The sequence below is a fragment of the Gleimia hominis genome (assembly GCF_002871945.2).
GTDB classification, from domain to species: Bacteria; Actinomycetota; Actinomycetes; order Actinomycetales; family Actinomycetaceae; genus Gleimia; species Gleimia hominis_A.
In genome coordinates, this window is record NZ_CP126963.1 from 2,098,446 (window position 1) to 2,122,634 (window position 24,189).

At 53.2% G+C, this 24,189-nt stretch carries 20 protein-coding genes; 14 read left to right on the forward strand and 6 right to left on the reverse strand.

Features of this window, described 5'->3' with window-relative positions; translation table 11 throughout:
- Positions 1–5: 5 nt before the first annotated feature.
- Entirely contained in the window at positions 6–431 is a 426-nt protein-coding gene (locus CJ187_RS09135; protein ID WP_102216365.1) for an Hsp20/alpha crystallin family protein, read from the forward strand.
- A 292-nt stretch (positions 432–723) separates the two neighbouring features.
- On the opposite strand, the gene CJ187_RS09140 is transcribed toward CJ187_RS09135, so the two are convergent.
- On the reverse strand, positions 724–1,572 hold the full coding sequence (locus CJ187_RS09140; RefSeq protein WP_102216364.1) for an aldo/keto reductase: 849 nt from the start codon (positions 1,570–1,572) through the stop codon (positions 724–726).
- A 1,003-nt stretch (positions 1,573–2,575) separates the two neighbouring features.
- Between CJ187_RS09140 and CJ187_RS09145 the strand changes: the two genes are divergently transcribed.
- Positions 2,576–3,202 (forward strand): hypothetical protein, encoded by a 627-nt coding sequence (locus CJ187_RS09145; protein ID WP_102216363.1) that lies wholly within the window; start codon positions 2,576–2,578, stop codon positions 3,200–3,202.
- A gap of 16 nt (positions 3,203–3,218) precedes the next feature.
- Here CJ187_RS09145 and CJ187_RS09150 read toward each other — a convergent pair whose 3' ends face one another.
- Positions 3,219–3,611, reverse strand: a complete 393-nt coding sequence (locus CJ187_RS09150; protein WP_102216362.1) for an RNA-binding S4 domain-containing protein — start codon at positions 3,609–3,611, stop codon at positions 3,219–3,221.
- A gap of 52 nt (positions 3,612–3,663) precedes the next feature.
- Here CJ187_RS09150 and CJ187_RS09155 point away from each other — a divergent pair, with 52 nt between their 5' ends.
- Positions 3,664–5,235: an aspartate:alanine exchanger family transporter gene (locus CJ187_RS09155; RefSeq protein WP_102216361.1), complete on the forward strand. Its 1,572-nt coding sequence runs from the start codon at positions 3,664–3,666 to the stop codon at positions 5,233–5,235.
- 227 nt (positions 5,236–5,462) lie between these two features.
- On the opposite strand, the gene CJ187_RS09160 is transcribed toward CJ187_RS09155, so the two are convergent.
- A complete protein-coding gene (locus CJ187_RS09160) occupies positions 5,463–6,752 on the reverse strand; it encodes a M18 family aminopeptidase (RefSeq protein WP_284667580.1) in 1,290 nt (429 codons plus the stop codon).
- A gap of 296 nt (positions 6,753–7,048) precedes the next feature.
- Here CJ187_RS09160 and CJ187_RS09165 point away from each other — a divergent pair, with 296 nt between their 5' ends.
- Positions 7,049–7,900 (forward strand): hypothetical protein, encoded by an 852-nt coding sequence (locus tag CJ187_RS09165; protein ID WP_102216359.1) that lies wholly within the window; start codon positions 7,049–7,051, stop codon positions 7,898–7,900.
- Positions 7,901–8,081: 181 nt separating this feature from the next.
- Here CJ187_RS09165 and CJ187_RS09170 read toward each other — a convergent pair whose 3' ends face one another.
- Positions 8,082–8,513 (reverse strand): GNAT family N-acetyltransferase, encoded by a 432-nt coding sequence (locus tag CJ187_RS09170; RefSeq protein ID WP_102216358.1) that lies wholly within the window; start codon positions 8,511–8,513, stop codon positions 8,082–8,084.
- Between the two features lie 222 nt (positions 8,514–8,735).
- Here CJ187_RS09170 and thrC point away from each other — a divergent pair, with 222 nt between their 5' ends.
- Positions 8,736–10,169, forward strand: a complete 1,434-nt coding sequence (gene thrC, locus CJ187_RS09175; RefSeq protein ID WP_102216357.1) for a threonine synthase — start codon at positions 8,736–8,738, stop codon at positions 10,167–10,169.
- 108 nt (positions 10,170–10,277) lie between these two features.
- Here the strand turns inward: thrC and wrbA are convergent, their stop codons facing one another.
- Entirely contained in the window at positions 10,278–10,877 is a 600-nt protein-coding gene (gene wrbA / locus CJ187_RS09180) for an NAD(P)H:quinone oxidoreductase (protein WP_102216356.1), read from the reverse strand.
- 352 nt (positions 10,878–11,229) lie between these two features.
- On the opposite strand from wrbA, the gene dnaK reads away from it, so the two are divergent.
- From dnaK to CJ187_RS09210, 6 genes are all read left to right on the forward strand, one after another.
- Positions 11,230–13,110 carry a molecular chaperone DnaK gene (gene dnaK, locus CJ187_RS09185; RefSeq protein ID WP_102216355.1) on the forward strand — a complete coding sequence of 627 codons (1,881 nt, stop codon included), beginning with the start codon at positions 11,230–11,232 and terminating at the stop codon, positions 13,108–13,110.
- The gene (locus CJ187_RS09190; RefSeq protein ID WP_233187329.1) at positions 13,107–13,859 is read left to right on the forward strand and encodes a nucleotide exchange factor GrpE; all 753 of its coding nucleotides are present in this window, start codon (positions 13,107–13,109) and stop codon (positions 13,857–13,859) included. Before dnaK ends, CJ187_RS09190 begins: the two co-directional genes overlap by 4 nt.
- 36 nt (positions 13,860–13,895) lie before the next feature.
- Positions 13,896–14,918, forward strand: a complete 1,023-nt coding sequence (locus tag CJ187_RS09195) for a DnaJ C-terminal domain-containing protein (RefSeq protein WP_102216354.1) — start codon at positions 13,896–13,898, stop codon at positions 14,916–14,918.
- Positions 14,919–15,161: 243 nt separating this feature from the next.
- Entirely contained in the window at positions 15,162–15,647 is a 486-nt protein-coding gene (locus CJ187_RS09200) for a heat shock protein transcriptional repressor HspR (RefSeq protein WP_102216353.1), read from the forward strand.
- 432 nt (positions 15,648–16,079) lie between these two features.
- Complete coding sequence (locus CJ187_RS09205; RefSeq protein ID WP_102216600.1) at positions 16,080–17,609, forward strand: peptide MFS transporter; 1,530 nt, start codon at positions 16,080–16,082, stop codon at positions 17,607–17,609.
- A gap of 8 nt (positions 17,610–17,617) precedes the next feature.
- On the forward strand, positions 17,618–19,738 hold the full coding sequence (locus CJ187_RS09210) for a CocE/NonD family hydrolase (protein ID WP_102216352.1): 2,121 nt from the start codon (positions 17,618–17,620) through the stop codon (positions 19,736–19,738).
- A 173-nt stretch (positions 19,739–19,911) separates the two neighbouring features.
- On the opposite strand, the gene CJ187_RS09215 is transcribed toward CJ187_RS09210, so the two are convergent.
- Positions 19,912–20,496, reverse strand: a complete 585-nt coding sequence (locus tag CJ187_RS09215; protein ID WP_146003077.1) for a hypothetical protein — start codon at positions 20,494–20,496, stop codon at positions 19,912–19,914.
- 641 nt (positions 20,497–21,137) lie between these two features.
- Here CJ187_RS09215 and CJ187_RS09220 point away from each other — a divergent pair.
- The 3 genes from CJ187_RS09220 to CJ187_RS09230 all read left to right on the forward strand — a co-directional run bounded on the left by CJ187_RS09220 (position 21,138) and on the right by CJ187_RS09230 (position 24,117).
- A complete protein-coding gene (locus CJ187_RS09220; RefSeq protein WP_146003076.1) occupies positions 21,138–21,908 on the forward strand; it encodes a hypothetical protein in 771 nt (256 codons plus the stop codon).
- A 173-nt stretch (positions 21,909–22,081) separates the two neighbouring features.
- Complete coding sequence (locus tag CJ187_RS09225; protein ID WP_350223581.1) at positions 22,082–23,395, forward strand: MurT ligase domain-containing protein; 1,314 nt, start codon at positions 22,082–22,084, stop codon at positions 23,393–23,395.
- Positions 23,395–24,117 carry a type 1 glutamine amidotransferase gene (locus tag CJ187_RS09230; protein ID WP_102216348.1) on the forward strand — a complete coding sequence of 241 codons (723 nt, stop codon included), beginning with the start codon at positions 23,395–23,397 and terminating at the stop codon, positions 24,115–24,117. Before CJ187_RS09225 ends, CJ187_RS09230 begins: the two co-directional genes overlap by 1 nt.
- Positions 24,118–24,189 lie beyond the last annotated feature (72 nt).

Genomic DNA, 24,189 nt, shown 5'->3' on the forward strand with positions numbered 1-24,189 from the left:
GAAAAATGGCTAGGTATTACGAACCGTTCCGCGACATGAACCGCATGATGGATGCGATGCTGCGCCAGACGCCGACGTCGCCGGCAATGCCACTCGACCTTTACCGCGATGGCGATAAGTACTATGCGCAGATGGATCTGCCAGGTGTGGATCCAAAGTCCATTGATATTGATGTTGAGGACCGCACGCTGACTGTGCGTGCTGAACGTTCCGAAGTTGAGGGTGAGAAGGTTGAGTGGCTCACTCGCGAGCGCCCGGTCGGCACGTTTGCTCGTCAACTGACACTCGGTTACGGGGTTGCGCTCGATGCGATCGGTGCTAAGTACGAAGATGGCGTATTGACGCTGACCATTCCGGTTGCTGAGGAGGCAAAGCCTCGCAAGATCCAGGTGCAGCACAACGCTGGCGATAACAAAGTTATCGATCAGTAACGCGATTGCGTCAGACAGTGTCACGAGGCGCACATCTGCCTCAAACCCGATTTGGAACAACCTGTCTCTTAAGGAAACTGTTTGTGAACAACTGGTTTCTTATGAAACCTGTTCTTGAACAACTTGTTTTTGAATAAGAAACAGCTTGTTTTCAGCAAAAGGGGCCGTCCACAGAAAACGTGGGCGACCCCTTTTTTGTCTGCAACTAAGGTGGTACCTACCTGCTACGTACTAGCTCATTGCTCGATTGGACCTTGACGGTTCTGGCTATGAGCACTCACCGTGTTCCGGCTTACAGGCGATCCATCGTGTCCGGGTGTGAGCCTGTCCGGCCCTCCTCACCTAAGTCCAAGCCTTCAATGATGTGCTTGTCCTTGTCCGTGAGTTTGAAATCGAAAATGTCCGCATTTTCCGCCATCCTCTCTTTCCTGAGGGATTTGGGGAACACGATGTCGCCACGCTCAATAGCCCAACGCAACGCCACCTGCCCAGCTGTCTTACCGTGCGCCTTCCCAACCTCTGTGAGTACCGGATCGTCAATCACTTTTCCACGTGCCAGAGGCGACCACGCCTCAATCGCAATATCGTGACTTTGGCAGAACTCCCGCACCTCGTTGTTCGGCAAGAAAGGATGTACCTCAATCTGGTTAATCGCAGGCTTAACGCTGCCCTCATCCAGAACCTTTTGCAGGTGGTCAACCTGGAAATTCGACACGCCTATCGACTTCGCTCGGCCATCGGCGTGGAATTCCTCCAACACCTTCCAAGTGCTGACGAAGTCCCCATCATAAAGCGTAGGAAGTGGCCAGTGAATGAGGAACAAGTCCACATAGTCCACCCCCAAGTCCTTCAAAGACTGGTCAAAACTCCGACGGGCGTCATCGGGTTCGTGGTTATTATTGTTCAGCTTAGTCGTCAGAAAAAACTCGGAACGCTCAAGCCCGGCGGCCCTCAGACCCTCACCAACCTCTTTCTCATTGTGATACATCTGGGCGGTGTCGAAATGACGGTAACCGAGGCCAGCACCCTCACGAACCACACGTGCAGCATCCTCAGGCGTAACTTTATACGTACCCAAACCAAGCTGGGGAATCCTATGGCCATCATTCAGCGTAATTGTTGGTACATTCAGTCCAGTCATTGATGCCTCCTTGACAATCTCTAAGTACCCCCTAGTCTATACAGCTCCCAATCCCTATTCAGAAGCGAAAACTGCGGCCAAACAGCGTTGAGATAAGGAGTAGTGGGGGAGCGTAGGTGGTCGGCAAGCGGCGTGTGGTTGGCAAGCCGCGTCTAGATAACAAGCGGTGAGCGGATTCAGGCGGTCGGAAAACCGCAACGATACCAAACGGGCATGAAGCCTATCCGGGATTGTTACGAACGCAAACATATGGGTTGTTCTGAATGTGAACACCACCCATAGTGAGCGGTCAACCGCAATGCTGAAAAGTAAATGCGCTAACACAATTCTTTGCGCACTAACGAGCATTTTTAAAGAATCTATGCCCAGCTTCAAGAAATGTCTCGCAATTAATCCTAAATAGCGCTATGGTGCTGTCCATAATATTAGCCACGGTATAACGTTAGGAGGCGGTGAATGCAGCACCAATATGCAAACCTGGGAATTTGCTGAAAAACCCGGGTTAATGCACTCAAGTAGGGTGTGATGTGGCTCGCCAATATGGTAACTTAGAGCCAGCGAATGGAAATCTTTTCTCAAAAGCGAACGCTCTTGTGGGGTGGGAAGTGCTGAGAAAAGCAGCTCTGTTCGGCGTCATTGATGCGTAATGTTAGTGGTGCTAAAACTCGGAACATAACGTTGCGTAAAATGATCTACTATAAGCAAATAGAAAGAATGTACGAGGCCTATTTGGTAGAAAGAAAGTGATTGCGAATTTGTGAAGTGATCTTTAATATCCGGTAAACATTTGGAAACATCTGGTTACTGGCAAAAGAATTTTTAGGGCAGCTTTGAAAGCCGTATTAGAGAAACTACAGACGCAAGACTGGGAATCTTTCGCTCCACTTCTTCATAACAGGCCGCTAACATTCGATCGGTTCAAATAACACAAGTTGGCCCGTGACTGTAAGGTAAGCCTCTAGGTCACGTGACGTACTAGAATGCAGGAGCTATCAAATCGACCATGATACAAAAACAGGCGTTTTCGCAAGAGCTGCTACTGCTAACGCTTTGCTACATCTACGCAAATGGCGTTAACTCTGACGAGCTCGCATCATCTTCAAACAAGTTCGACGGAGAAGAGCTCACTAAAGTTCTGAAACGTCTGAGGGTAAACGACGCCGAAGAGATAGCCGGCAAAATCACCGAACGTGCTAACCGCTCCTACGCGATGATCCAAACCGAAGGTGGAAAACTCTCCGTAACGCGTTACGATGCCGTCCGTCGACTAGTCCTGCGCGACCTGCGGCTACAATCTGCCAAAGGAAAACAACTGTGGCCACCAACGTCGCAGACGATCATCGCTCGTCTAGGCGGGCGCTGGTCGCTAGCGCTCGAGCAAGTCGGTTTAGACGCAGGCTCCGACGGAAAACTCGGCCGTGCAAACGTCACATTCTCACCAGAAGACCGCGTCAAGGCTCTTAGAACCTTCATCAATGAATGCGAAGAACAGAATCAGGTAGCCTCCTACGCGGCCTACACCGAGTGGGCCCGAGAATCCGATAACCGGGTACCATCAGGCGCATCCATGCGCCAAATCTATGGCACGTGGAAACACGCGCTAGAGGTAGCTTACGGAGAAAACGAGTAAAACCACTCCGGGAACGCTAGCGGAACCTTCCCTCATTAGTGTCCCGACCACGCAGAGCGTCAAGCTGACGACGTTCCCGCTTCGTCGGACGTCCACTACCCGGTAACCTACGCACAGGCATAAACAACCGCATCGGCTCCGGTCGCGGCTCTGAGTGATCCGCGTAAGCCTGCACCGCCAACGGAGCTCCCACTCGGGTTTTTAGTACCTGAAGAACCTCAAGAACCCGGTCAAATCCCTGAACGCGGTACGTCACGGTATCACCCACCGCAACCTTCTGGCTCGGTTTAGCGGTCTTGCCATTGACTTTAACGTGTCCCGCACGGCACTCGGCAGAGGCCTTAGATCTAGACTTGACCTGGCGCACACTCCACAGCCACGTATCTACTCTCGCGGTATCATCGCTCATAGCGCAATGCTACCCGCGCAATCGTAGCCGTAACCACCGCGAGGGAGAAATATTGTTTCAACTACTTACCGAGCACCCGCTGCTCACGTTCTTTCTGGTTGTCGCACTTGGCGCCACGTTGGGGCAAGTGCGGTTTGGGCCGCTTCGGTTTGGGGCCGCGGGAGCACTTTTTGTGGGTCTCGCACTGTCGGCTGCACATCCCGCACTCGGGGAAAACATGGCGCTGCTGCAAAGCATGGGGCTTGCACTATTCGTCTACACCGTAGGAATTTCAGCTGGGTCCACATTCATGTCGCAGCTTCGCCAGCAAACACCACTTATGGTAGCTGCGGCGCTGGCTTCGATATTAGGTGCGGTAGTTGCGGTCTTAGTGGCTCTCAGCCTGAATGTGCCATTTGATTTAACTGCAGGGCTCTACACCGGAGCGTTGACCGCCGCGCCCGCGTTAGACACGGCATTACAACTAACTGACACAGCCGCTCCCAGCGCCGGATACGCAGTTGGGTACCCCTTCGGAGTCCTCGTCGGACTCATAGCAGTCAGCATGGTAGCTGTAGCTAAGTGGAAAGGTGAAAAAGACACCCCCTCAATGGCTGGGACTAGGCTGGAAGCGCGTACGGCACACGTCAAACAACAGGTCAACGTCCGCGATGTTAACGCGTGGAAACAAGGCAGAGTGCGCATGTCATACCTGCGTCGCGCGGACCGCACGCGCGTCGTCGTCCCAGGGGAAGATCTGCTACCTGACGATAAAATCGTTATTGTAGGCCCGCCTCAAGCAGTGGAAGCTGCAATACGGGAAGTGGGGGAAGAGGCGGCGCAGCACCTGGCTGACGACCGGCGCCATGTTGACTTTGAACGCATCACCGTTTCAAACCCCGACGTTGCCGGTAGGTCCATTGCTCACTTAAACTTGCCCGTAAAATTTGGGGCGGTTATCACAAGGGTACGTAGAGGTGACTTGGAAATACTTGCTACCGATGAGCTCCAACTACAGCCCGGAGACCAGGTTTCAGTGGCGGTACCTAGCGCAGAATTACGGGCCGTGTCCGCTTATCTAGGGGACTCGGAAAAACGAGTTAGTGAGGTGGATGCGCTAGCTTTAGGCCTCGGACTTGTCTTAGGGATGTTCCTAGGCCTGGTGACATTCCCGATGCCCGGTGGGGGTACTTTCAGTCTGGGGGCCGCTGCGGGTCCACTAATCGTTGGGATGGTGCTCGGCGGTTTACGCCGCACCGGGGTGCTGGTGTGGTCCATGCCGGAAGCGGCGAATCTGACCATCCGTCAGCTAGGACTACTGTTCTTCTTAGGAGCCCTAGGGCTTGGAGCTGGGTCAGAATTCTGGGGTATCCTCACCAGCCCCTTGGGGTGGCGGGCCGTGCTCCTGGCGGTCGTAACCGTAGCGGCTTCATTGATCCTGATCGTATTCGCCGGGTGGTTCCTAAAGCTTTCAGCGCCGCGCACGGCTGGGGCGGTAGCAGGGTTCCTTGGCCAGCCCGCCGTGTACCAAGAAGCGAGTGCCAAAGTTTCGGACGAACGCGTTGAAGCTGCGTACGCTGGTTTGTTCGCGTTTTCTATAATCACGAAAATCCTGCTCGTCCCCGCCATGGCGATACCGTTCTAAACAGCGCCTCGCACGTCGAAACAGTTCCTCGCACGTCGAAACAGTTCCTCGCACGTCTAAACGCTTCCTTGCACGTCGAAACAGTTCCTTGCACGTCTAGACGGTTTCCCCTTCCTTGCCAAGGTGCCCGCGGGCAATCGCATAGTCTTCGCGCGAGGGTACCTGGGCGTGGTGGGGTGTTTTTGGGTGGGGGTACCTAGGGCACTCGGGGTGTTAAGCAACGGGCGCTAGGCAGCTTCCCAGTAGCTACGCAATCCGCGCGACAGGTAGTGAAGATCTGCCAGATGACACATTTCTCTAGCGGAATGCATAGAAAGAATTGGGATCCCAACATCCACAGTCGTTATCCCCAGCCGAGTAGCGGTAATGGGGCCTATGGTGGAGCCGCACGGAATCGCGTTATTAGAAACAAAAGCCTGCGAAGGTACCTCGGCACTCGCGCACGCACGGTTCCACAAAGCACTCCCCACCGCATCTGTGGCGTAACGCTGATTCGCATTAAGCTTCAGCACAGGGCCTTTACCCAAGATTGGATGCGTTTGAGGATCATGATACTCCGAGTAGTTAGGATGTACCCCATGTGAAGCATCTGCACTAACACACGAAGAGCGGGCAATCATCTGCTGATAATACTGTGTGGAGTCGTCAAAAAGCGATGCCAACCTCCGCAAAGTACCCTCAAGAATTGGGCCAGCAGCACCCGAACGTGAGGCCGAACCAATTTCCTCATGATCAAAAGCAACAAAAACACAAATGTCTTCGTGCCGTGACATATCCAAATCAAGGAACGCCACCAAAGCAGGGTGAACAGAACTGAGATTGTCCAACCGACCTGAAGCCAAAAACTGTTTATCGTTACCGAACCGCTCAGGTTTCTGAGTCACATACGCAACTAAATCGTGCCCCAGAATTTGTTTTTGAGATCCCAAACCTGCCTGGTCAGCTACATAGTCTAAGAAATTCAGATCCTTATCGAGAGTCCAAACAGGATGCAGGTGCCGTTGATTGTCTAACTTCAACCCATTGGTATTAACGCCCCGGTCAAGATGTATCGCCAATTGAGGAATGCGCGCCACCGCATCGGTGCGAACCAGAACCTGGGTACCCTCATCAGAAACAACCCGGCCGGCAAACCCTAGCTCACGATCAAGCCAAGAGTTAGTAAGCATCCCGCCGTAAACCTCGACGTCAATCTGCCCCCATCCGTCAGTAGTTACAGAAGACCCCGACGGTTTCACTTTAAAAGTGGGGGAGTCAGTGTGTGAGCCAACGATTCTGAAACCCTGAGGTTTCTTGGTTGTATCCGGAATCTGCCATGCCAATACTGCGCCGTCGCGGGAAAATACGTAACTACCGGGCTCGGACTGCCACGATTCAACTTCAGTTACCTCAGTGAAACCACCTTGTTTGAAACGATTAACGAGCGCGTTAGCCGCGTGGTAGGAAGATGGCGAGTCCTCAACAAATCGCGCAAAATCTGCTGCATTCTTGTCAATAAGGGTTTGATCATTACTCATAACTCCGATCGTACCTTGGCGCTACAGCATAAACGGGTAGTTATAGCCATGCGAAGTGATGTGGGCGTGGGAATGCGGGGAATAGGTTTCTGAAACCTAGCTTAAGTAGTGCCGTTACTAGAAAATTAGGTTATACGGAAGCTTCCTTCGAAAGCCGAGACGAGCACTGTCGTTGTGTGACAACGGAGACAATCAGGTCGCCTGAAGTTGGAAGTAGTGCCGAATAGTGTTGGAAGAATCCGCTATCGTAAAAACGGTGCTTGTTACTACAACTCGTGAGGAGGGCGTTAAGGTACATGCACGAGTTGTTTAAAATGCTGGTTTTTGGCATGTCGCAAGTGGATGCAACGATACTGCTGGTCATAGTTGCGGGTATGCATGCGAATGCATCAAATGGAAAGCTACATTTCTTGGCTTGGGGAATGGTCCCAGCCACTGCTTTTGTGATGCTCAGTTTGCGTGCCGTACTCATAGCTGGGCATTTGAACATTTCTGCTGAAAGTGACGAAACCCCAGTCTGGGTGGGGTTTTTAGAGGCGGGGGTATTTGCATTTTTGATGGTCGCGACGCTTATTTTACTGAGGTACCCGGGCAGAACCATTCGTAGACTCGTACGCGTAAGCAGCGATTTTGAGGGCCAAAGTGGCGGGGGTACCTGCGGGTCGGAGCAGACCCACGCTCAAGGTACCCCCATCCACAGCGGCACAGAAGTGGGTGAAAGCGGTGACGAAGCAACAAGTGCCAACGCAACCAAAACCTCAGGAATTCTTAAAGACATAGTGGGTAGTGCAGTTACCGCGATTGGACGAGCTGTCACCAATTCAACGTGGGTATCCCCGCTGGCATGCTTGCTGGTCGCGTGCATCCTAGTCGTGGACCCATCCTTCTTAGCCGCCACAGCATCGCTCTCCACGCAGACGTTTTTCATGAGCATCCTGGGAGCTCTCGTTTTCGGTGCGTGTGTAAACCTGCCCGCGCTAGTAACCTCAGTGCTGGCGCGAAAAAAGGGATTCAAAGAATCTATGAGCATCATCGCCAGTATCACTTTGAAGCACGCACGGCTTTCGGGATGGGCGCTGTGCTTAATAACCGCTTTAGCAACGGCATACGTTGCGGCACATTTTTACGCGACGTGGCTCACCGTCTAAGTACCCCCGACGGTATTGCCACCCAACTGCGCGGAGTGTAGGTGCGATAACAAGGACAGCACCTGCAGGTACCCTCCTTGTTACCGCGTCATTGCGCGGCCCACTGTTATTAGGTTGTGTGCCACTGATGTGAGGTTATGTGAAAGAGAACTGACGGGGCTGTGAGAGGTTTGCCGAGTTGCTATGCGCGATACCGGTAAACGTTGGTTTCGCGTAACTCAAATCCGCACCGTTTGTAAAGCCGGTTAGCGGCTTCACGGGTAGGGCGTGACGTCAGGTCGATCGTCCGGCACTGGCTTTCTTCCGCTTCCTTAATCGCCGCTTCGACCAGCCCCTGACCTGCGCCTTTGCCACGCGTGGAATCTAAGACAACTACATCTTCGATCCAGGCTCGCCTACCGGTGGGAATGTCGAATATTACGAGAGTTAACATCCCCTCAATATTTCCAGTGTCGGGTGAGCGGTAGACAAGAAAATGGACGCACTCTTGATCTAGGAAACGCTTGAGTCCGTCCGCTTCCAGTGGTTTTGATGAGCGTGAAAGCTGGGGGATCAAACGATCCATCGCTTGTTTTAGCTCGTCGGTCGGTGTTTTGATTCGCTCAATGGGCATATGTACCCCCCTTAATGGACGACTAATTCCACCTCAGTGTACGCGTTAAGCAGTTAATAGTGTGCGAATAAACCTGTTCTCAACCCAAATTATGTGGTTTTCAAGGAAAAACACTTGGGGGATGCCGGTTTGTTTCTAGCGTTGGCTCGCGGGGGTACCGCAATCACCCTTGTTTGCTAAGTACCCTCATGCTACTTTTTTGCAAAACTGTAGGCTTAAGCCATGAGATACCGTTCTACCCGTGGTGAACCCCAGGACCCTTCTTTGTCGTTTACGGAAATACTGTTGGCTGGTCTTGCGCCCGACGGCGGCCTTTACATGCCGGAGCACTACCCGCATCTGTCAGAAGAAGACCTTCTTGCGTTGAAAACGGTTTTTGAACGCAGGGGGTACCCGGGTCTGGCTTGTGCAGTAATGTCGTTGTACATTGACGATATTCCACATGAGGCACTGCAGCGTCTATGCGTAAGGGCGTACTCGGAAGCGAAGTTTTCGACGGCAAAAGTGGCTCCGGTGTCGAAAATTGATGAGGGTACCTGGATGCTCCACCTGTCGAACGGTCCAACTGCAGCGTTCAAAGACATGGCAATGCAGATGCTGGGCCAGTTATTTGAGTACGTGCTGGCAGCAAACGAGACTGAGCTAAATATCCTTGGTGCTACCTCGGGTGACACGGGGTCTTCAGCTGAATACGCCATGCTTGGGAAGAAAAATATCCGTGTTTTTATGCTCACCCCTGCTGGGAGAATGACGCCTTTTCAACAAGCGCAAATGTTTGGAATCGACGACCCGAGAATCATAAATGTGTCTTTAGATGGTGTTTTTGATGATTGTCAGGATGTAGTTAAAGCGGTATCGGCGGATGCGCGGTTCAAACGCAGATACTCGATTGGTGCTGTGAACTCGATTAACTGGGCTCGGCTTCTCGCACAAGTGGTTTACTACGTTGCTGCGTGGATTCAGGTTAGCGGCGACCCTAAGCAGCCGGTGTCTTTTTCTGTCCCCACGGGCAATTTTGGTGATGTCTGTGCCGGTCATGTGGCGCGAAGCATGGGGGTACCTATTGAAAAACTCGTGGTGGCAACTAACGAAAATGATGTGCTGGACGAGTTTTTCCGCACTGGAGTGTACCGGGTACGTTCATCCGCAGAGACTTTAGAGACGTCTAGTCCCTCAATGGACATTTCCAAGGCGTCGAACTTTGAGCGTTTCGTGTTCGATCTGCTTGGGCGCGATACTGGCCAGGTTCGGGAACTGTTTGGAAGCCAGTTGAACACTAGGGGGTACTTCGATTTGTCTGCCCACGAGGCTGTGGAGCGTGCGCGGGAGGAGTTTGGTTTCTACTCGGGTTCCTCCACGCATGCTGATCGGCTGAGGGGGATCGCGGAGGTGCATCGCCAGCATGGGGTACTTATGGACCCTCACACGGCGGACGCTTGGAACGTCAGCAGGAAGCACCTCGGTGAGGAACCAATGATTGTGCTAGAAACCGCCTTACCCGTGAAGTTCGCGGACACCATTGAGCAAGCCGTTGGATTCACCCCAAAGGTACCCCGTCGATTTGTCGGTATTGAAAAAGCGCCGCGACACGTGACTCACCTGCCGAAAAGTGTTGATTCTGTGAAGAATCTGATTCGGAAGATAGTCGACGTGTAGCGGCGCCCCTAAGCGATAACTTCGCTAACTCGTCTGACCTCGAAGGTCACCTTGCTAGTTTGCCCGGCCTGTAGCGGGCACGTCGCTCGCCTTTCGGGCGCGTAGCGGTTACTGTGCGAGTTTGTTGGCGACCTTAAGAACTCGTTTGGCCATGTGCTTGAGAGCTGCCTTCGTGGACTCTGGCAGATCTTTGTCGTTGTTGACTCCGGTAACGTGCCCCACGCCGTACGGGTTTCCATCGGTGAACTTGAGCGGATCCGTGTACCCTGGTGCCACAATGTAGCCGCCCATGTGAATAATGCTTTGGTACATTTTCATCAGGGTGGTTTCTTGGCCTCCGTGCAGCGTGCTCGATGAGGTAAATGCTGCGTACACCTTGTCCGCCAGCTTTCCCTCTGCCCACAAGCCGCCGAGCGTATCCAAGAAAGATTGGAACTGGCCGGTCACGTTTGAGAACCGGGTGGGGGAGCCGAAGATTACCGCGTCTGCCCACTCTATGTCCTCTCCGGATGCGGGTGGGAGATCCTTGGTGGCGTTGTAGTTCGCCGTCCACGCTGGGTTGTTGGCAAATACCTCGGGGTCCACTGTTTCTTTAATGTGCCGCACGCGTACGTCCGCACCGGCTTCTTTCGCGGCTTCTTCCACGATTTTAGCCATTTTGGTGCCATGTCCTGTTGCTGAGTAGTAAATAACTGCAAGTTTCGTCATTTTGAATGCCTTTCGTCGGCTCGCTTTTTAGCGTTGCGTTTTCGTCGATTGCTTTAACGATTGCACGCAAGTTTTCAGTTTGCAACAGGGCCCGGGGCGCTAATTCTCACTAACAACTTGGGAATAAAACTCGCCTTTTGGTGTTCTAGTTCGCCTGTTTTTCGCTTGAGGGTACCTTTACCGTACGGAAGTGAGGTAATGCACATGAGGTTCGCGGTGGGTTTGGAATATAAATGAAGGCCCTAACGTTGAGTTAAGTAGACTCAAGTTTGAGGCATTCGAGTTGACACGTGGATGCGTGAAAGTAAACTTGAGTGCAAGAGACTCAATATTGATTTTTAAGGAGGCCACAATGGCACGTGCAGTAGGTATTGACCTTGGCACTACAAACTCGGCTATCGCCACGCTCGAAGGCGGCGAGCCCACTATTATCGCTAACGCGGAAGGTGCGCGCACTACCCCTTCCGTAGTTGCGTTCTCCAAAAATGGAGAGGTCCTGGTAGGTGAAATCGCAAAACGCCAGGCAGTGACCAACGTTGATCGCACAATCATGTCGGTCAAGCGTCACATGGGCAGCGACTGGGACGTAGCTGTTGATGACAAGAAATACACGGCGCAGGAAATCTCCGCTCGGATCCTCGGGAAACTGAAACGAGACGCGGAAGAGTACCTGGGTGAATCCGTAACCGACGCAGTTATTACTGTTCCCGCATACTTCAACGACGCGCAGCGTCAGGCAACTAAAGATGCGGGTAAGATCGCGGGTTTGAACGTGTCGCGGATTGTTAACGAACCAACGGCAGCGGCTCTGGCGTACGGCTTAGCTAAAGGTAAAGAAGATGAACTCATCCTAGTGTTCGACTTGGGTGGGGGTACCTTCGACGTTTCACTGCTGGAAATCGGTAAAGATTCAGACGACGGAGACACGTTCTCTACCATCGAGGTGCGCGCCACCTCAGGTGACAACCACCTTGGCGGTGACGACTGGGATAACGCGATCGTCAAATGGCTGGTTGAGCAGGTGAAGACGAAGACGGGTAATGACCTGTCGAAGGACCCGGTTGCTATGCAGCGTCTGCGTGATGCTGCTGAGCAGGCGAAGAAGGAACTGTCGTCCTCCACGTCAACGAACATTTCTCTGCAGTACCTAACTATGGTTGATGGGGTACCTGTTCACTTGGACGAAACGCTGACGCGCGCACACTTCGAAGATATGACTTCCGACTTGTTGGAACGTACGAAGGCTCCGTTTGAGGCAGTAATCCGAGACGCCGGTGTTGACATTAAAGACATTGACCACGTGATTCTCGTCGGTGGTTCAACGCGTATGCCCGCCGTAGGTGAAGTTGTTAAGAAACTGACCGGTGGTAAGGAACCCTCGAAGTCAGTGAACCCCGACGAAGTCGTGGCCATGGGGGCCGCGCTGCAGGCCGGTGTAATGCAGGGTGATCGTAAAGACGTTCTGCTAATCGACGTGACACCCCTGTCCCTCGGGATTGAAACCAAGGGTGGGTTCATGACGAAACTAATCGACCGCAACACGGCGATTCCCACGAAGTCCACGGAAGTGTTCTCCACCGCGGAAGACAACCAGCCATCCGTGCTGATCCAGGTTTTCCAAGGGGAACGCGAGTTCGCGCGCGACAACAAACCACTGGGAACGTTTGAACTCACCGGAATTGCTCCCGCACCGCGCGGCGTCCCTCAAATCGAAGTGACGTTCGATATCGACGCAAACGGTATCGTCCACGTTTCTGCGAAGGACCGCGGTACGGGTAAGGAACAATCGATGACCATCACGGGTGGTTCAGCACTACCTAAAGATGAGATCGACCGGATGGTGAAAGAAGCGGAAGCGCACGCGGAGGAAGATAAGAAACGTCGTGAAGACGCGGAGGTTCGCAACACTGCGGAGCAGACCGTGTACTCGATGGAGAAAATCCTGAAAGACGAGTCGGAGAAGATCTCAGACGAAACGGCTAACACCGTTCGCGAGGATGTGGATGCCCTTAAGAAAGCCCTTGAGGGAGATGACTCAGACGCGGTCAAAACTGCTTTGGACAAACTGAACGAATCCAGCATGAAGATCGGTCAGGAAGTTTACGCAGCCAGCCAGCAAGAAGAGGCAGCAGGTGCTTCTGAGGCTGGTGAGCAGCCGAAGCAGGAATCCAACTCGGGTGACGATGACGACGTCATAGATGCTGAAATCGTTGATGATGAGGAAGATAAGTGAGTAACGAAGAACTGAATCATGACCCTGAAAACCAGGATCGTGAGGAGGTTACGCGTGAGCAGGGCGTGAACCCCGAATCCGCGCAAACCGATGGTGAAGTGGGGGGTACCTCGGAGGAATCCCCCCGCCCCACCCCTTCGGAACCCGCAGCTACCCCCGCGGGGGATAACCCGGAAACCGGTGCACAACCTCAAGAAGAAACTGATGGCACCGAGGAAACCGTGGACCCGGAGGACATCTCACACCTGGAAGAACAGCTCGCCGACGTTGACACGAGTGCGGACGCGAACGAATTGGACGCAGCGCGCGAGCAGATGGCTCAGCTCGGTGACGATCTCGCTCGTGCCCGCGCGGACCACTACAACCTGCAGCAGCAGCACAATAACTACGTGCGGCGGTCTAAGCAGGACATTTCGGACGCGCGCAAACTCGGGCATGGGGAAGTGGTGGAAGCATTAATGCCAGTACTTGACGACATTGATGCAGCCCGAACTGCCGGTGCTCTGGAGGAAGGTACCCCCTTCACCGCGATCGTCACGAAGCTGGAAACTACGCTGCAAAACCGCTACGAACTAACGCGGTTCGGGGAGGAAGGGGAAGAATTTGACCCCGCCCACCATGAAGCAGTCATGGCTGTGCCAACTGAAGGTGTGGAACACCCAACGATTCAGCAGGTCGTGCAGAAAGGCTACCGAGTGGGTGAGCGCGTGCTCCGACCGGCAAAAGTAATCGTGGCGAACCCTCAATAAATGACTGAAAAATACGTTGAAGGGAGGTGAGGGAACATGGCTGGCCAAGATTGGATGGACAAAGATTTCTACAAAGTGTTAGGCGTTACGAAAGACGCGAGCGCAAGTGAAATTAAGAAAGCATACCGTTCTCTCGCGCGTAAACTTCACCCAGATAAGAACCCGGGCGACAAGAAAGCGGAAAGCCGGTTCAAAGAGGTCGGTGAGGCCTACAACGTTCTGTCAGACCCTGAACAGCGGAAACAATATGATGCGATCAGAGCCATGGCGGGCGGAGGGGCGAGATTTTCCGCGGGCCCTGGAGGGGCCGGCGCCGGTTTCGAAGACGTATTCGGATCCATGTTCGGAGGCTCCGGAAACGGGCATCGAGTACGGTTTTCCACTTCAGGCGGCGCCGGCGGCGGCTTAGACGACATCTTATCCGGGATTTTCAACGGTGGCGGCGGCGCCGGTAGGGGCGGGTTCGGTGGTTTTGGTCAACACTCTTACCAGGACTACCAATCTCCCTCAAAGGGCGCTGACTTAGCCGCATCCACCACGATTTCATTGCGACAAGCCGTGCAAGGGGCGACGTTGAAAATGACCGTTGAGGGACGTTCCCTGACGGTGCGGGTACCTGCTGGGGTGAATGATGGGCAGAAAATCCGGATCCGTGGGAAAGGCCGTCCAGGCGTTAACGGCGGAGCTTCCGGTGACTTGGTTGTCACAATCGGAGTTCGGAAAGATCCCGTATTTTCCCTTAGTGGCAAGAACCTGCACATGAAATTGCCGGTTTCTTACCCTGAGGCAGTGCTCGGCTCTAAAGTTGAGGTGCCGCTACTGGATGGTTCCACCGTAACCGTGAAAGTACCCCCGGGTACCTCGGGAGGCACCCATCTGCGGGTACGTCGACGCGGTGTGGATGACGGTAAACGGCGCGGTGACCTCATTATTGAGGTGGAAATCGCTGTCCCCAGCGTAACCTCGAAGGCATTCAAGGACTCCGTGCGTAAACTCTCCGAAGCGACACAAGGGTGGGATCCGCGCGCGGACCTTAACGCCCACGTGTGGCAAAGCTAAGTTGGCCTAGGCGAAACGCGGGTTCGCTGGCGAACGTGAACCACTTGGGGGTACTTTGGTTGCATCAGTTCCTGATGATCAAGGTACCCCCTCGTATTGAACAGCGAAGGTGTCTAACGATGACGGTTGTTTAGCTGCGAAGGTGTTTAACGGTGACGCATCAGTGCGCTGTCAGTCGGGCCTCTGTGCGCATTGATAAACGCTCGCGGGTGGAACGATAAATTGGCGGAAAGGAGGAGGGAAATGGCAGTAACAACGTTTGTTATTTCTGTTGCGGCAGAACTAGCTGGAATGCATCCACAAACCTTGCGCCAATACGACCGGTTAGGACTCGTGACCCCGGCAAGAACCAAGGGACGAGGACGCAGATACACATACCAGGATGTTGAGAAACTCCGTGAAATACAACGCCTATCCCAAGAAGAAGGCGTGAATCTTGAGGGCGTGCGCCAGATCCTGCAGTTGCGTGAAGAGCTGCTCGAAACTCAAGAGAAACTGCAACGCTTGCAGACAGTTGCGGAAAACGTGCGCAATAAGCTTTCCGCTTTTGAGGCTAGGCGCGATCGCGTGTTTACGGCATCACCGCGCGGCGACGTTTTTCAAAGTCGGCGTGGCAAACGGCCACGAGCACAGGCAGGTGCCTTAGTACCCGCAACCGGAGCTCTGGTGCACGTGCCGAAACGAGGGTACAAAGCACTTATACGGTTCAACGACGAACGGCTACCGTGACGAAGTTTATGACGGTAGTTATCTAACGCGTGATCTACCGGAGGCTTGTTGCAGTAATGTACGTACCCCCATTTTTCTGACAGACTTTGGTGATCTGCCTCCCCAACTGTTTTGAACAGCCCCCACTGTTTTGAACAGCTGTCCCACAGGTACCCCCATCGATTTCGATGACTCTAATATCCACGCGGTACCTTCGACGATCAGAAGGTGCATCAGGTGGGGTACTTGGAACGTTTTACTGGCTGGTTGCTACGGTGCGGTTATGAAGTAGCGTTCGCGGATAGCCGCTGCATGAGGTTAAGGTAAAGACTGCGTAAGAAATTCAGCAGGATTTCATGTGGGTAGTTCTAAGACACAGATCAACTGATGCAGATACCCACTGAAGAACCAACAGGTGAGAGACCGTGAATGGTTCGCGGCGAACAAGCGCCGATGAACGCAACCAAACCGGAAGGAAGAACAATTTCACCGAGCAGCTCAGCTACCAGAGCCGAAAATAAGGATACGCAAGCGCGCGCGGACAGAGCGTTTCTCGGCCATCCACGCGGCTTAGCGACACTTTTCAACCTAGAACTGTGGGAGCGTTTCTCCTACCTAGGGTTTCAAGCAATTTTGGCGCTCTACTTTGCGTCCGCAATATCTCAGGGTGGATTGGGATATGAAGAATCCACGGCCTCATCAATCGTCGCCGCCTACGGGGCGCTGGTGTATTTACTATCGATCGCAGGCGCCTGGATAGCAGACCGAGTGTCCGGTACCCATCATGCCGTTTTGTGGGGCGGGATAATCATCGCAGCTGGACACATCGCGATGGGGGTACCTACAGAAGTTTTCACCTGGGTGGGGCTGGCTTTAATAATCGTGGGAACAGGCCTGCTTAAACCGAACGTGTCAACAATGGTGGGGGAGCTTTACGAGAAAGGTGATCAACGCCGAGATGCGGGGTTCTCCATCTACTACTCCGGTATAAACATCGGAGCTTTCTTAGGACCACTCATTGCCGGTTGGTTGGGCCAAACCTACAACTGGCACTACGGATTTGCTGCTGCCGCAGTAGGAATGATCGCAGGCGTAATCCAGTTCATCGCAGGAGGTAAGTACCTAGCGGGGCGCAAAAAGGGAGAAGAAATCCGCGCTGCCTTCAGAGCGGATAAACACTTCTTTACTACTGTCGGGTTGGTGGCCGCAGCGGTGGTAGTAGCCGTGGTTTTCGCAGTATCCTCACGCGATTCCTTAGGTACCCTCGTGAACCTCGTGACTATTGTGACGATACTCGTGCCGTTCTTTTACCTAGTGATGATGAGCCGATCTTCTCAAGTCACCCAAGCCGAGAAAAAGAACTTGTTTCCTTATTCTTTGCTGCTCGTGGCTCTCGTCATGTATAACCTCACGTACTTCCAAACGGGCAACACGCTGAACTTCCTTGCCTTAGATAAAACTAATAATTCAATCGGTAGCTTCACGTACCCCTCAACCTGGTACATATCTTTAACCGCGATAGTTGAAATCGTCATGGGGCCGGCGCTCGCGTGGCTTTGGGTAAAACTCGGTAAGCGGCAACCGCATGTATCTGCAAAAGTGGGCATCGGGGCGATGCTCGGTGGCCTGGCATTTCTAACCGTTGCACTTGGAGTAACGCTAACGCCGAATGGTGGTTTACTTTCCGCTGGTTGGATGATCTTGTGCTACGTGTGCTTGGGGTTGGGAGATCTGATCTTGCAAACATCTGGCATGTCGGCCACAACAAAACTGGCTCCAAGGGCGTTCGCGTCCCAAACCATGGCACTTTGGTTCGCCGCGATGGCACTATCTCAGGGCATTCAAGCACAAATTGTGAAGTATTTTGACCTTGCCAACGCGGGAGAGTACTTCGGGATCCAAGGGCTCATTATCGCTGGTTACGGGCTTTTTCTAGTGGTTTTAACCCCTTGGATGAACAAGCAAATGAATATCGTAGGTTAGGAGTGTAGGTGCGAATACAAACAAAGTTCCCCTATGAGGTGAAAGTTAACGAAGGCTGGGTACCCCTCAGTGACGGAACCCAGCTTTGGATGAAAGCTTGGATGCCGGTAACAACAGAGAAAGTGCCGGTAATCCTGGAGTACTTGCCTTACCGGGCGGGGGATTGGACAGCTCCTCGTGATCATGAGCGTCATCCTTACTATGCAGGCCACGGTTACGCTTCTGTGCGTGTAGACATTCGGGGTCACGGTAACTCTGAGGGGGTACCTGGGGATGAATACTCTGAACAAGAACACGCTGACGGAGTAGAAGTAATCAACTGGCTCGCAGCTCAACCGTGGTCGACGGGCAAAGTCGGTATGTTTGGGATCAGCTGGGGAGGTTTTAATTCGTTACAACTAGCTGCTTTAAGTCCCGAACCATTGAAAGCAATTGTCACCACGTGTTCAACTGATGATCGCTACGACAACGATGTGCACTACTTCGGTGGTTCCATGCTGGCAGTCGACATGCATGCTTGGGCTGCGACAATGCTTGCGTTTGAGTCTCGCCCGCCCGACAAACGGGTGTGGGGCGATAAATGGCGAGACCAGTGGTTGTACCGTTTGGAGCGGATGGACCCGTATTTGAATACTTGGATGAAACATCAGGTTCGCGATGAGTATTGGAAGCACGGGTCAGTGTGCGAGGATTACTCGCAAATAAATGCGGCGGTTATGGCGGTTGGTGGCTGGAACGACCCCTACCGGGACACGGTGCTGCGTTTAGTTAAGAACCTTTCAAGCTTAGGGAAAAATGTGAGGGGTATCTTGGGTCCGTGGGCTCATCAGTACCCCGATCGAGACCTCAAACCCGGTCCACACATAGATTTTCTGGGTGAAACACTGCGTTGGTGGGATAAGTGGCTTAAGGATGAGGAGACCGGGGTTATGAATGAGCCCTTGCTCCGAACGTGGATTACGGATCCGATCCCACCGTCGTCGGTTTATGTGGAGTTACCGGGCAGGTGGGTTGCGGAAGAGTCATGGCCGTCACCGAATATCACTCCTACGACGTGGAAGTTAACTGACGCTAAAGGTTACAGCGTTGAAAACGAGAGGTGCTGTGGGGAAGCAGAGGAATGCATTGCGGAAGACTCTGCGGCGGTACCTAATGATTCTTGGGGTGTGTTGAGCGTGAATTCCCCGCAGGATACTGGGCAGAATGCTGGGCGGTACTTTCCTTTCGGAAATGATGCTGATCTGCCTACTGATCAGCGTGCCGATGATGGGAGGAGTGTTACTTTTGATTTCCCCGTTGAGCAGCCGCTGGAGATTTTGGGGAACGCGGAGCTTAAGCTACGCATCCAATCAGGTACCCCCAAAGGTCAGGTGTACGTTCGACTGGTGGATGTAGCCCCTGATGGAGCGGCGACGCTGGTGACGCGTGGGAACCTGAACTTTTCTGCTCGCGAGGGGCGGGATAAACGAGTCCTCATGCCTACCGGAGAGTGGGTTGACGTGCACCTACAGTTGACAGGCGCTGGTTATCATTTCGCACGAGGCCACCGGGTACGTGTGTCGATTTCTTCTGCCTATTGGCCTTGGATCTGGCCTCAACCTGGTGGTGAGGGGTTCAAACTAGATGTTGGAGCCTGTGAGATTACGCTGCCGGAGAGGCGGATTGCGCCAGAGGGGGTACCTGCGCGGCAGTTAGATGAGTCTGTAACGTTTGGTGACCCCGTGCAGCCTCCTGCGTTGCCCGTCAAGTACCCTCAGGAGGGGAAGGCTGGGTCTAGGCGGCCTGAACGACTAACTACGACTGATGTGGTTGCTCGGGAAACGATGCTGCAGGTGGACCCGGCGTACGGAGGTACCCGCGTGTATCCTGATGGGCTTCACTTTGATGAAGACTCTGTTGAACGATACTGGATAAAGTGGGACGATCCAACGTCCGCGCGAACAGAATCTATTTGGCGAGTGGGGCTCTCGCGACCCGACATGGAATGGGACGCGAGTTTGGAAGCCGACACGTGGATTTCTTGCGATGAAGAAAATTTCTACACCAAATCTAGTGTCACTTGCTACGAAGGTGCAGAAGAGATTTTCGCTAGGACTTGGGAAGAAACTATACCTAGGTACGCCTCGTGATCGGCCCCTAGCGTGCCCAACCGGTGTCGGGAAAGTATCGCTTCGGGGTGGCGACAGGAACGCCTCGTTTTGCAACACTCGAAACGTGCGTTCCCGACAAAGGCCAGAGACGAACTGCTACCGGTGGATGCTAAAACGCTCTGTCAAGTAGCGGAAAGGTATGCTGCAGTGGATCATTCGATGGCACGAGGAGGTCGGAGTGCTCGTTGGGGAAACCACGACCTGACGAGCTGAATAAAGCTATCGCTCAGTACCTCGTGCCATCCGGACCGGTACAGATACGGGTATTTTGCCGTCATCTGTTCCTCACGCGCATTTTGCTGGGTAATCTTCCGCTGAGGATTATCTCGGTACTTGCTTTTACCATCTACCTCCAGAACGGTTTTCTGGCGGTCCCAAGCGAAGTCTGCGTAGTATGTCTGCCCATTTGCACGTACGAAACGCTGCTGCCTTGGTTTTGGAACACCAGCTTCGCGAAGACGCAAACGCGTAATCGTTTCGAGTGGTGATTCAGACTTCGCTGACAGCAAGTGAATACGGGATAGAATGCGTTTCTTATCCACATTATGAGGGAGGCTCTGCGCAACTCTCAAGAGCGAATTGCGTAGCCTTTCTATCGTGCTGTCCAGCAGCGTGCGAGGGTCCCCATATTTCCTAAGCAGGAAGCGGAAAATGGAGTCACCCGTGACGAGTGCACTGTATACGTTCGGGGCTTGCAGAACCTCAAAAAGAAGGAATTTCGGAGTTATAATCCGCACGCCTTTGACTTGTGAGTATGCCTCGCGGGGAAGACGGTGGCGCCGCCGATGTACGGAGCACCCCTTGAAATATCGGCAGTGTGACCCCGCTGTAGTGCTGCGGCGGTGGTGCTTACAAGTCACTAGAAACTCTATGTCTGTGCGTGCAGTCAACACCGAAAACCCATACCAAAGAGCCGCAGTTACCCCCGTGAGGTAGGTGTCCGGAGCTGATCTGGATTGACTTTCTAGCGCGCGAACCAGGTGGATTCGTTTCTCAATATCCCAAAGTGGGAAACGGTCGGATGATTCGATCGCTTTATTTCGCGAGATCGGCGTAATGTTGGGCTGCTGTCTTTTGTAACTATGACGACTCGCGCAGAATGGGACCGTGGGGATGAGCCAGGAACTATCGATTTTCGGAAGAATGTTCAACATGCCTAGATTCTCTATGTGACAGGCAACGGGGATCCAAGGTGGAACGCGTGGTTGTTGATAACTTTGCCTGTGTGCACAGCGAGTAAACACCTCCTATAGCCAGCGTTAATGCGAATTCCACCAAGGTACCCCCACCGACCGGCTGAGAATGGGTGGTGCGCGTTCAGAAAGAATGAGTTTAAACTTGTGTACGTAGCTTGTCTATTACTTCTTAAGGAGAGAATGTGACGACGCCTTCGGACGCCCAGAACAGTGGACAGCCCAGGTATGGCCGCCGTGCCGCAGATGAACCGGGTTTTACGCCTCCAAGCCGACGCCCAGAAAATGACGAGCCCCTCGGGGAGAATAATTACGGTGCCTCGCAAGAGTGGGGTACCTACGAACAGCAGTATCAGAGCGGGCAGGGGCGGGGCCAGAATCCCGGAGCGCCAAATGGTAGCTTCACTCCGAACGCGCCCCAGCCTCTTCCTAGTAGGGGGCTAGCAATCACACTTACTGTAGTTGGAGCAGTGTTGATGTTGTTGGTTGCACCGATAGCGGGGCTTGTCGGCGCAGGGATTTCAGTCGTTTCTAATAGTGCGGGCATGTCGCGCTCGGATGTGCAGAACGGCTCGACTGTAGAGCCGGGAAATCTAGGATCTTTTGCCTTGTCTGTAACGCCTGCGTCCGACGAAACCACGTGCATGCTGGTTAATGACCGCACTGAGTATGAACTCGAGAAAACCACATCCACAGAGACTGACAATAAGGCCGCTTTTTTCTCCGGATCAGACTTGTCGGGTAAGTACACTTTGAAATGTGATGGGTTGCCCAATGATGCGAAGCTTCGAGAGCTATCGGTAAATGACGCGTTCAAAGGCCTTGGGTCGGCGGCCATCATCTTTGTGGTGCTTGAGATTATTGGTTTGGCGGTGTTGATTTGGGGCATCGTGAAACTTGTTAAAGTGAACCGGCGCCGCAGGGAAATAATGATTCAGTCGTCTCGTGGTTGGTAATAATGCCCGACCCGACGGTCAGCGGTTTTGTAGGGGTACGATACACCCGCTGTGTCGTTAGGGTTTCCATTGTGTTAGTTCGCGTTAGTTAGATTGCTTGGATAATAGCGTCATGAATAGGCCGTAGATCTTGAGGTTGTCTAACGCTGTTTTTAGTTTGAGGGTACCTACGTTTGAGTGAGGAGAAAATGCGGTCGTTCAGCTTAGGGGTACATGGCGATATCGCAGCGGTTGCAGGCAAGTTTGCTGGCTGGGTCTCGAAGAAGTCTGGCTTGGGGTCCGGAGGGATGATTGGCGGCCGCGTCGCTAGATCGCTAGATAAGAATATATTGCGAAAGGCCGCGAAAGATAAGACAGTTGTGCTGGTTACGGGCACTAATGGTAAATCAACCACGACGCGGATGGTTAGTGCAGCGTTAAGTTCATTGGGGGATGTTGCAACTAATGAACGTGGTGACAATATGACCGATGGCGTGCTGACAGCTTTGTTGCGGAAACCGCAGGCAGAGTTTGCGGTGTTGGAAGTGGATGAGCTGTATCTGAGAAGTGTTTCAGAGCAGGTAACCCCAGATGTGTTTGTTCTGCTGAACCTGTCGCGTGATCAACTTGACAGGATGGGGGAGACCGCAAGTGTTGAGAAGCATATCCGCGAAACCCTTTCCAAGTACCCTCAGGCGCAGGTGGTGGCTAACTGTGATGACCCGTTAATTGTTTCTGCTGCCTGGGATTGCCGGAATGTTACGTGGGTAGCTGCGGGGTTGTCTTGGTTTGATGATTCCACAACGTTTCCGCGTGGTGGGCAATCCGTGGTCCGGGAAAACGGGAGTTGGTATGTTCCTGGTACTGACTACAGGCGTCCTGATCCCCAGTGGTACCTCGATGGTGATGCTCTATGCAAGGCGGAGAAGGGGAGCGAAAAAGGCGTGGGGGTACCTACGGTTTTGCGCAGGGATTTGCGGTTGCAGGTTCCTGGGCGGGCAAATCGGGGTAATGCTGCGCAAGCGGTTTCTGCGGCGCTGCTGCTAGGTGCGGATTTTGACACTGCTGTTTCAGCGGTCGGAGGGGTTGAATCTGTGGCCGGCAGGTACTCTGTTGTATCTGTGAATGGGCGTGAGGTCAGATTGTTGCTGGCGAAGAATCCAGCTGGGTGGCAAGAGGCCTTAACAATGATCGATTCGGACGCGAAGTCGGTGGTCATAGCTGTCAATGGGCAAATAGCTGATGGTACCGATTTGTCTTGGTTATGGGATGTTGACTTTGAGGGACTGCGGACCAAGTCAGCGAAGATAGTTGCCTGTGGAGAGCGAGGAGCTGACTTGGCGGTGCGGTTGGATTATGCAGGTATCGATTCAGACCTTGAAGGTACCCCCCAGGTTGCGGTGGCTAATTGCGAACGCGGACGAGTGGATCTGATCGCGAATTATACGGCCTTCCGTGATTTCAAACGTCAGCTTGAGGCAGGTTCCGGGCGGAAGAAGGAGAAGTAATGGGGCTGAGGATATGTGTCCTATTGCCGGAGGTACTTGGAACGTACGGTGATGGTGGGAATGCTCTTGTGTTGGCTCAGCGGGCGAGATGGCGGAATGTGGATGCTGAAATAGTCAAAGTTTCGCACGGTGAGTCAATTCCTACTGAAGTGGATCTTTTTACGATTGGTGGCGGTGAAGACACGGCTCAGGCGATTGCTGCGGAGTACTTGCGGAAGAACAATGTGTTTTTTGAGATGTTGGAAAGCAAGATCCCGGTGCTAGCAATCTGTGCTGGGATGCAGATTCTCGGGCGTTCTTACACAGATGCGCAGGGGCGTGAGGTGGAGGGCGCGGGGGTACTTGATTGCGTGACCCTCCCCGGTGGGAAACGCGCCATTGGTGAACTTGTTAGTACCCCCTTGCTACCAGGATTGACGGAACCGCTAACTGGGTTTGAAAACCACGGGGGAGTTACTGAAATAGGGGTGAACGCACGCCCTCTTGGCAAAGTGCTTAGTGGAGTAGGCAATGGTGGTGGCTCAGCTGCAGATCGGGTTGAGGGGGTTGTTCAGGGCTCTGTTATTGCAACTTATATGCATGGGCCCGTGTTGGCACGTAATCCGCAGTTCGCTGATTACCTTCTTACTAAGGCCGGGGTGGATTGCAGTGCTGAGCTAGAAATGCCCCACGTCGATCGACTTAGAAAAGAACGGCTGAAAAATCAGCTTGGAGCAGCTTAATCCATAAGTTTTAGGTTGGCGGAACCGCTTGAGCATGGGGCGCCTTGATGCATTAGTTTGGATGTTTTTTGT

Bases quoted from the DNA above. Each gene is read 5' to 3' on its own strand.
- CJ187_RS09135 (WP_102216365.1), top strand. From the start codon at position 6: ATGGCTAGGTATTACGAACCGTTCCGCGACATGAACCGCATGATGGAT.
- CJ187_RS09140 (WP_102216364.1), bottom strand. From the start codon at position 1,572: ATGACTGGACTGAATGTACCAACAATTACGCTGAATGATGGCCATAGG.
- CJ187_RS09145 (WP_102216363.1), top strand. From the start codon at position 2,576: ATGATACAAAAACAGGCGTTTTCGCAAGAGCTGCTACTGCTAACGCTT.
- CJ187_RS09150 (WP_102216362.1), bottom strand. From the start codon at position 3,611: ATGAGCGATGATACCGCGAGAGTAGATACGTGGCTGTGGAGTGTGCGC.
- CJ187_RS09160 (WP_284667580.1), bottom strand. From the start codon at position 6,752: ATGAGTAATGATCAAACCCTTATTGACAAGAATGCAGCAGATTTTGCG.
- CJ187_RS09165 (WP_102216359.1), top strand. From the start codon at position 7,049: ATGCACGAGTTGTTTAAAATGCTGGTTTTTGGCATGTCGCAAGTGGAT.
- CJ187_RS09170 (WP_102216358.1), bottom strand. From the start codon at position 8,513: ATGCCCATTGAGCGAATCAAAACACCGACCGACGAGCTAAAACAAGCG.
- thrC (WP_102216357.1), top strand. From the start codon at position 8,736: ATGAGATACCGTTCTACCCGTGGTGAACCCCAGGACCCTTCTTTGTCG.
- wrbA (WP_102216356.1), bottom strand. From the start codon at position 10,877: ATGACGAAACTTGCAGTTATTTACTACTCAGCAACAGGACATGGCACC.
- dnaK (WP_102216355.1), top strand. From the start codon at position 11,230: ATGGCACGTGCAGTAGGTATTGACCTTGGCACTACAAACTCGGCTATC.
- CJ187_RS09195 (WP_102216354.1), top strand. From the start codon at position 13,896: ATGGCTGGCCAAGATTGGATGGACAAAGATTTCTACAAAGTGTTAGGC.
- CJ187_RS09200 (WP_102216353.1), top strand. From the start codon at position 15,162: ATGGCAGTAACAACGTTTGTTATTTCTGTTGCGGCAGAACTAGCTGGA.
- CJ187_RS09205 (WP_102216600.1), top strand. From the start codon at position 16,080: ATGAACGCAACCAAACCGGAAGGAAGAACAATTTCACCGAGCAGCTCA.
- CJ187_RS09230 (WP_102216348.1), top strand. From the start codon at position 23,395: ATGGGGCTGAGGATATGTGTCCTATTGCCGGAGGTACTTGGAACGTAC.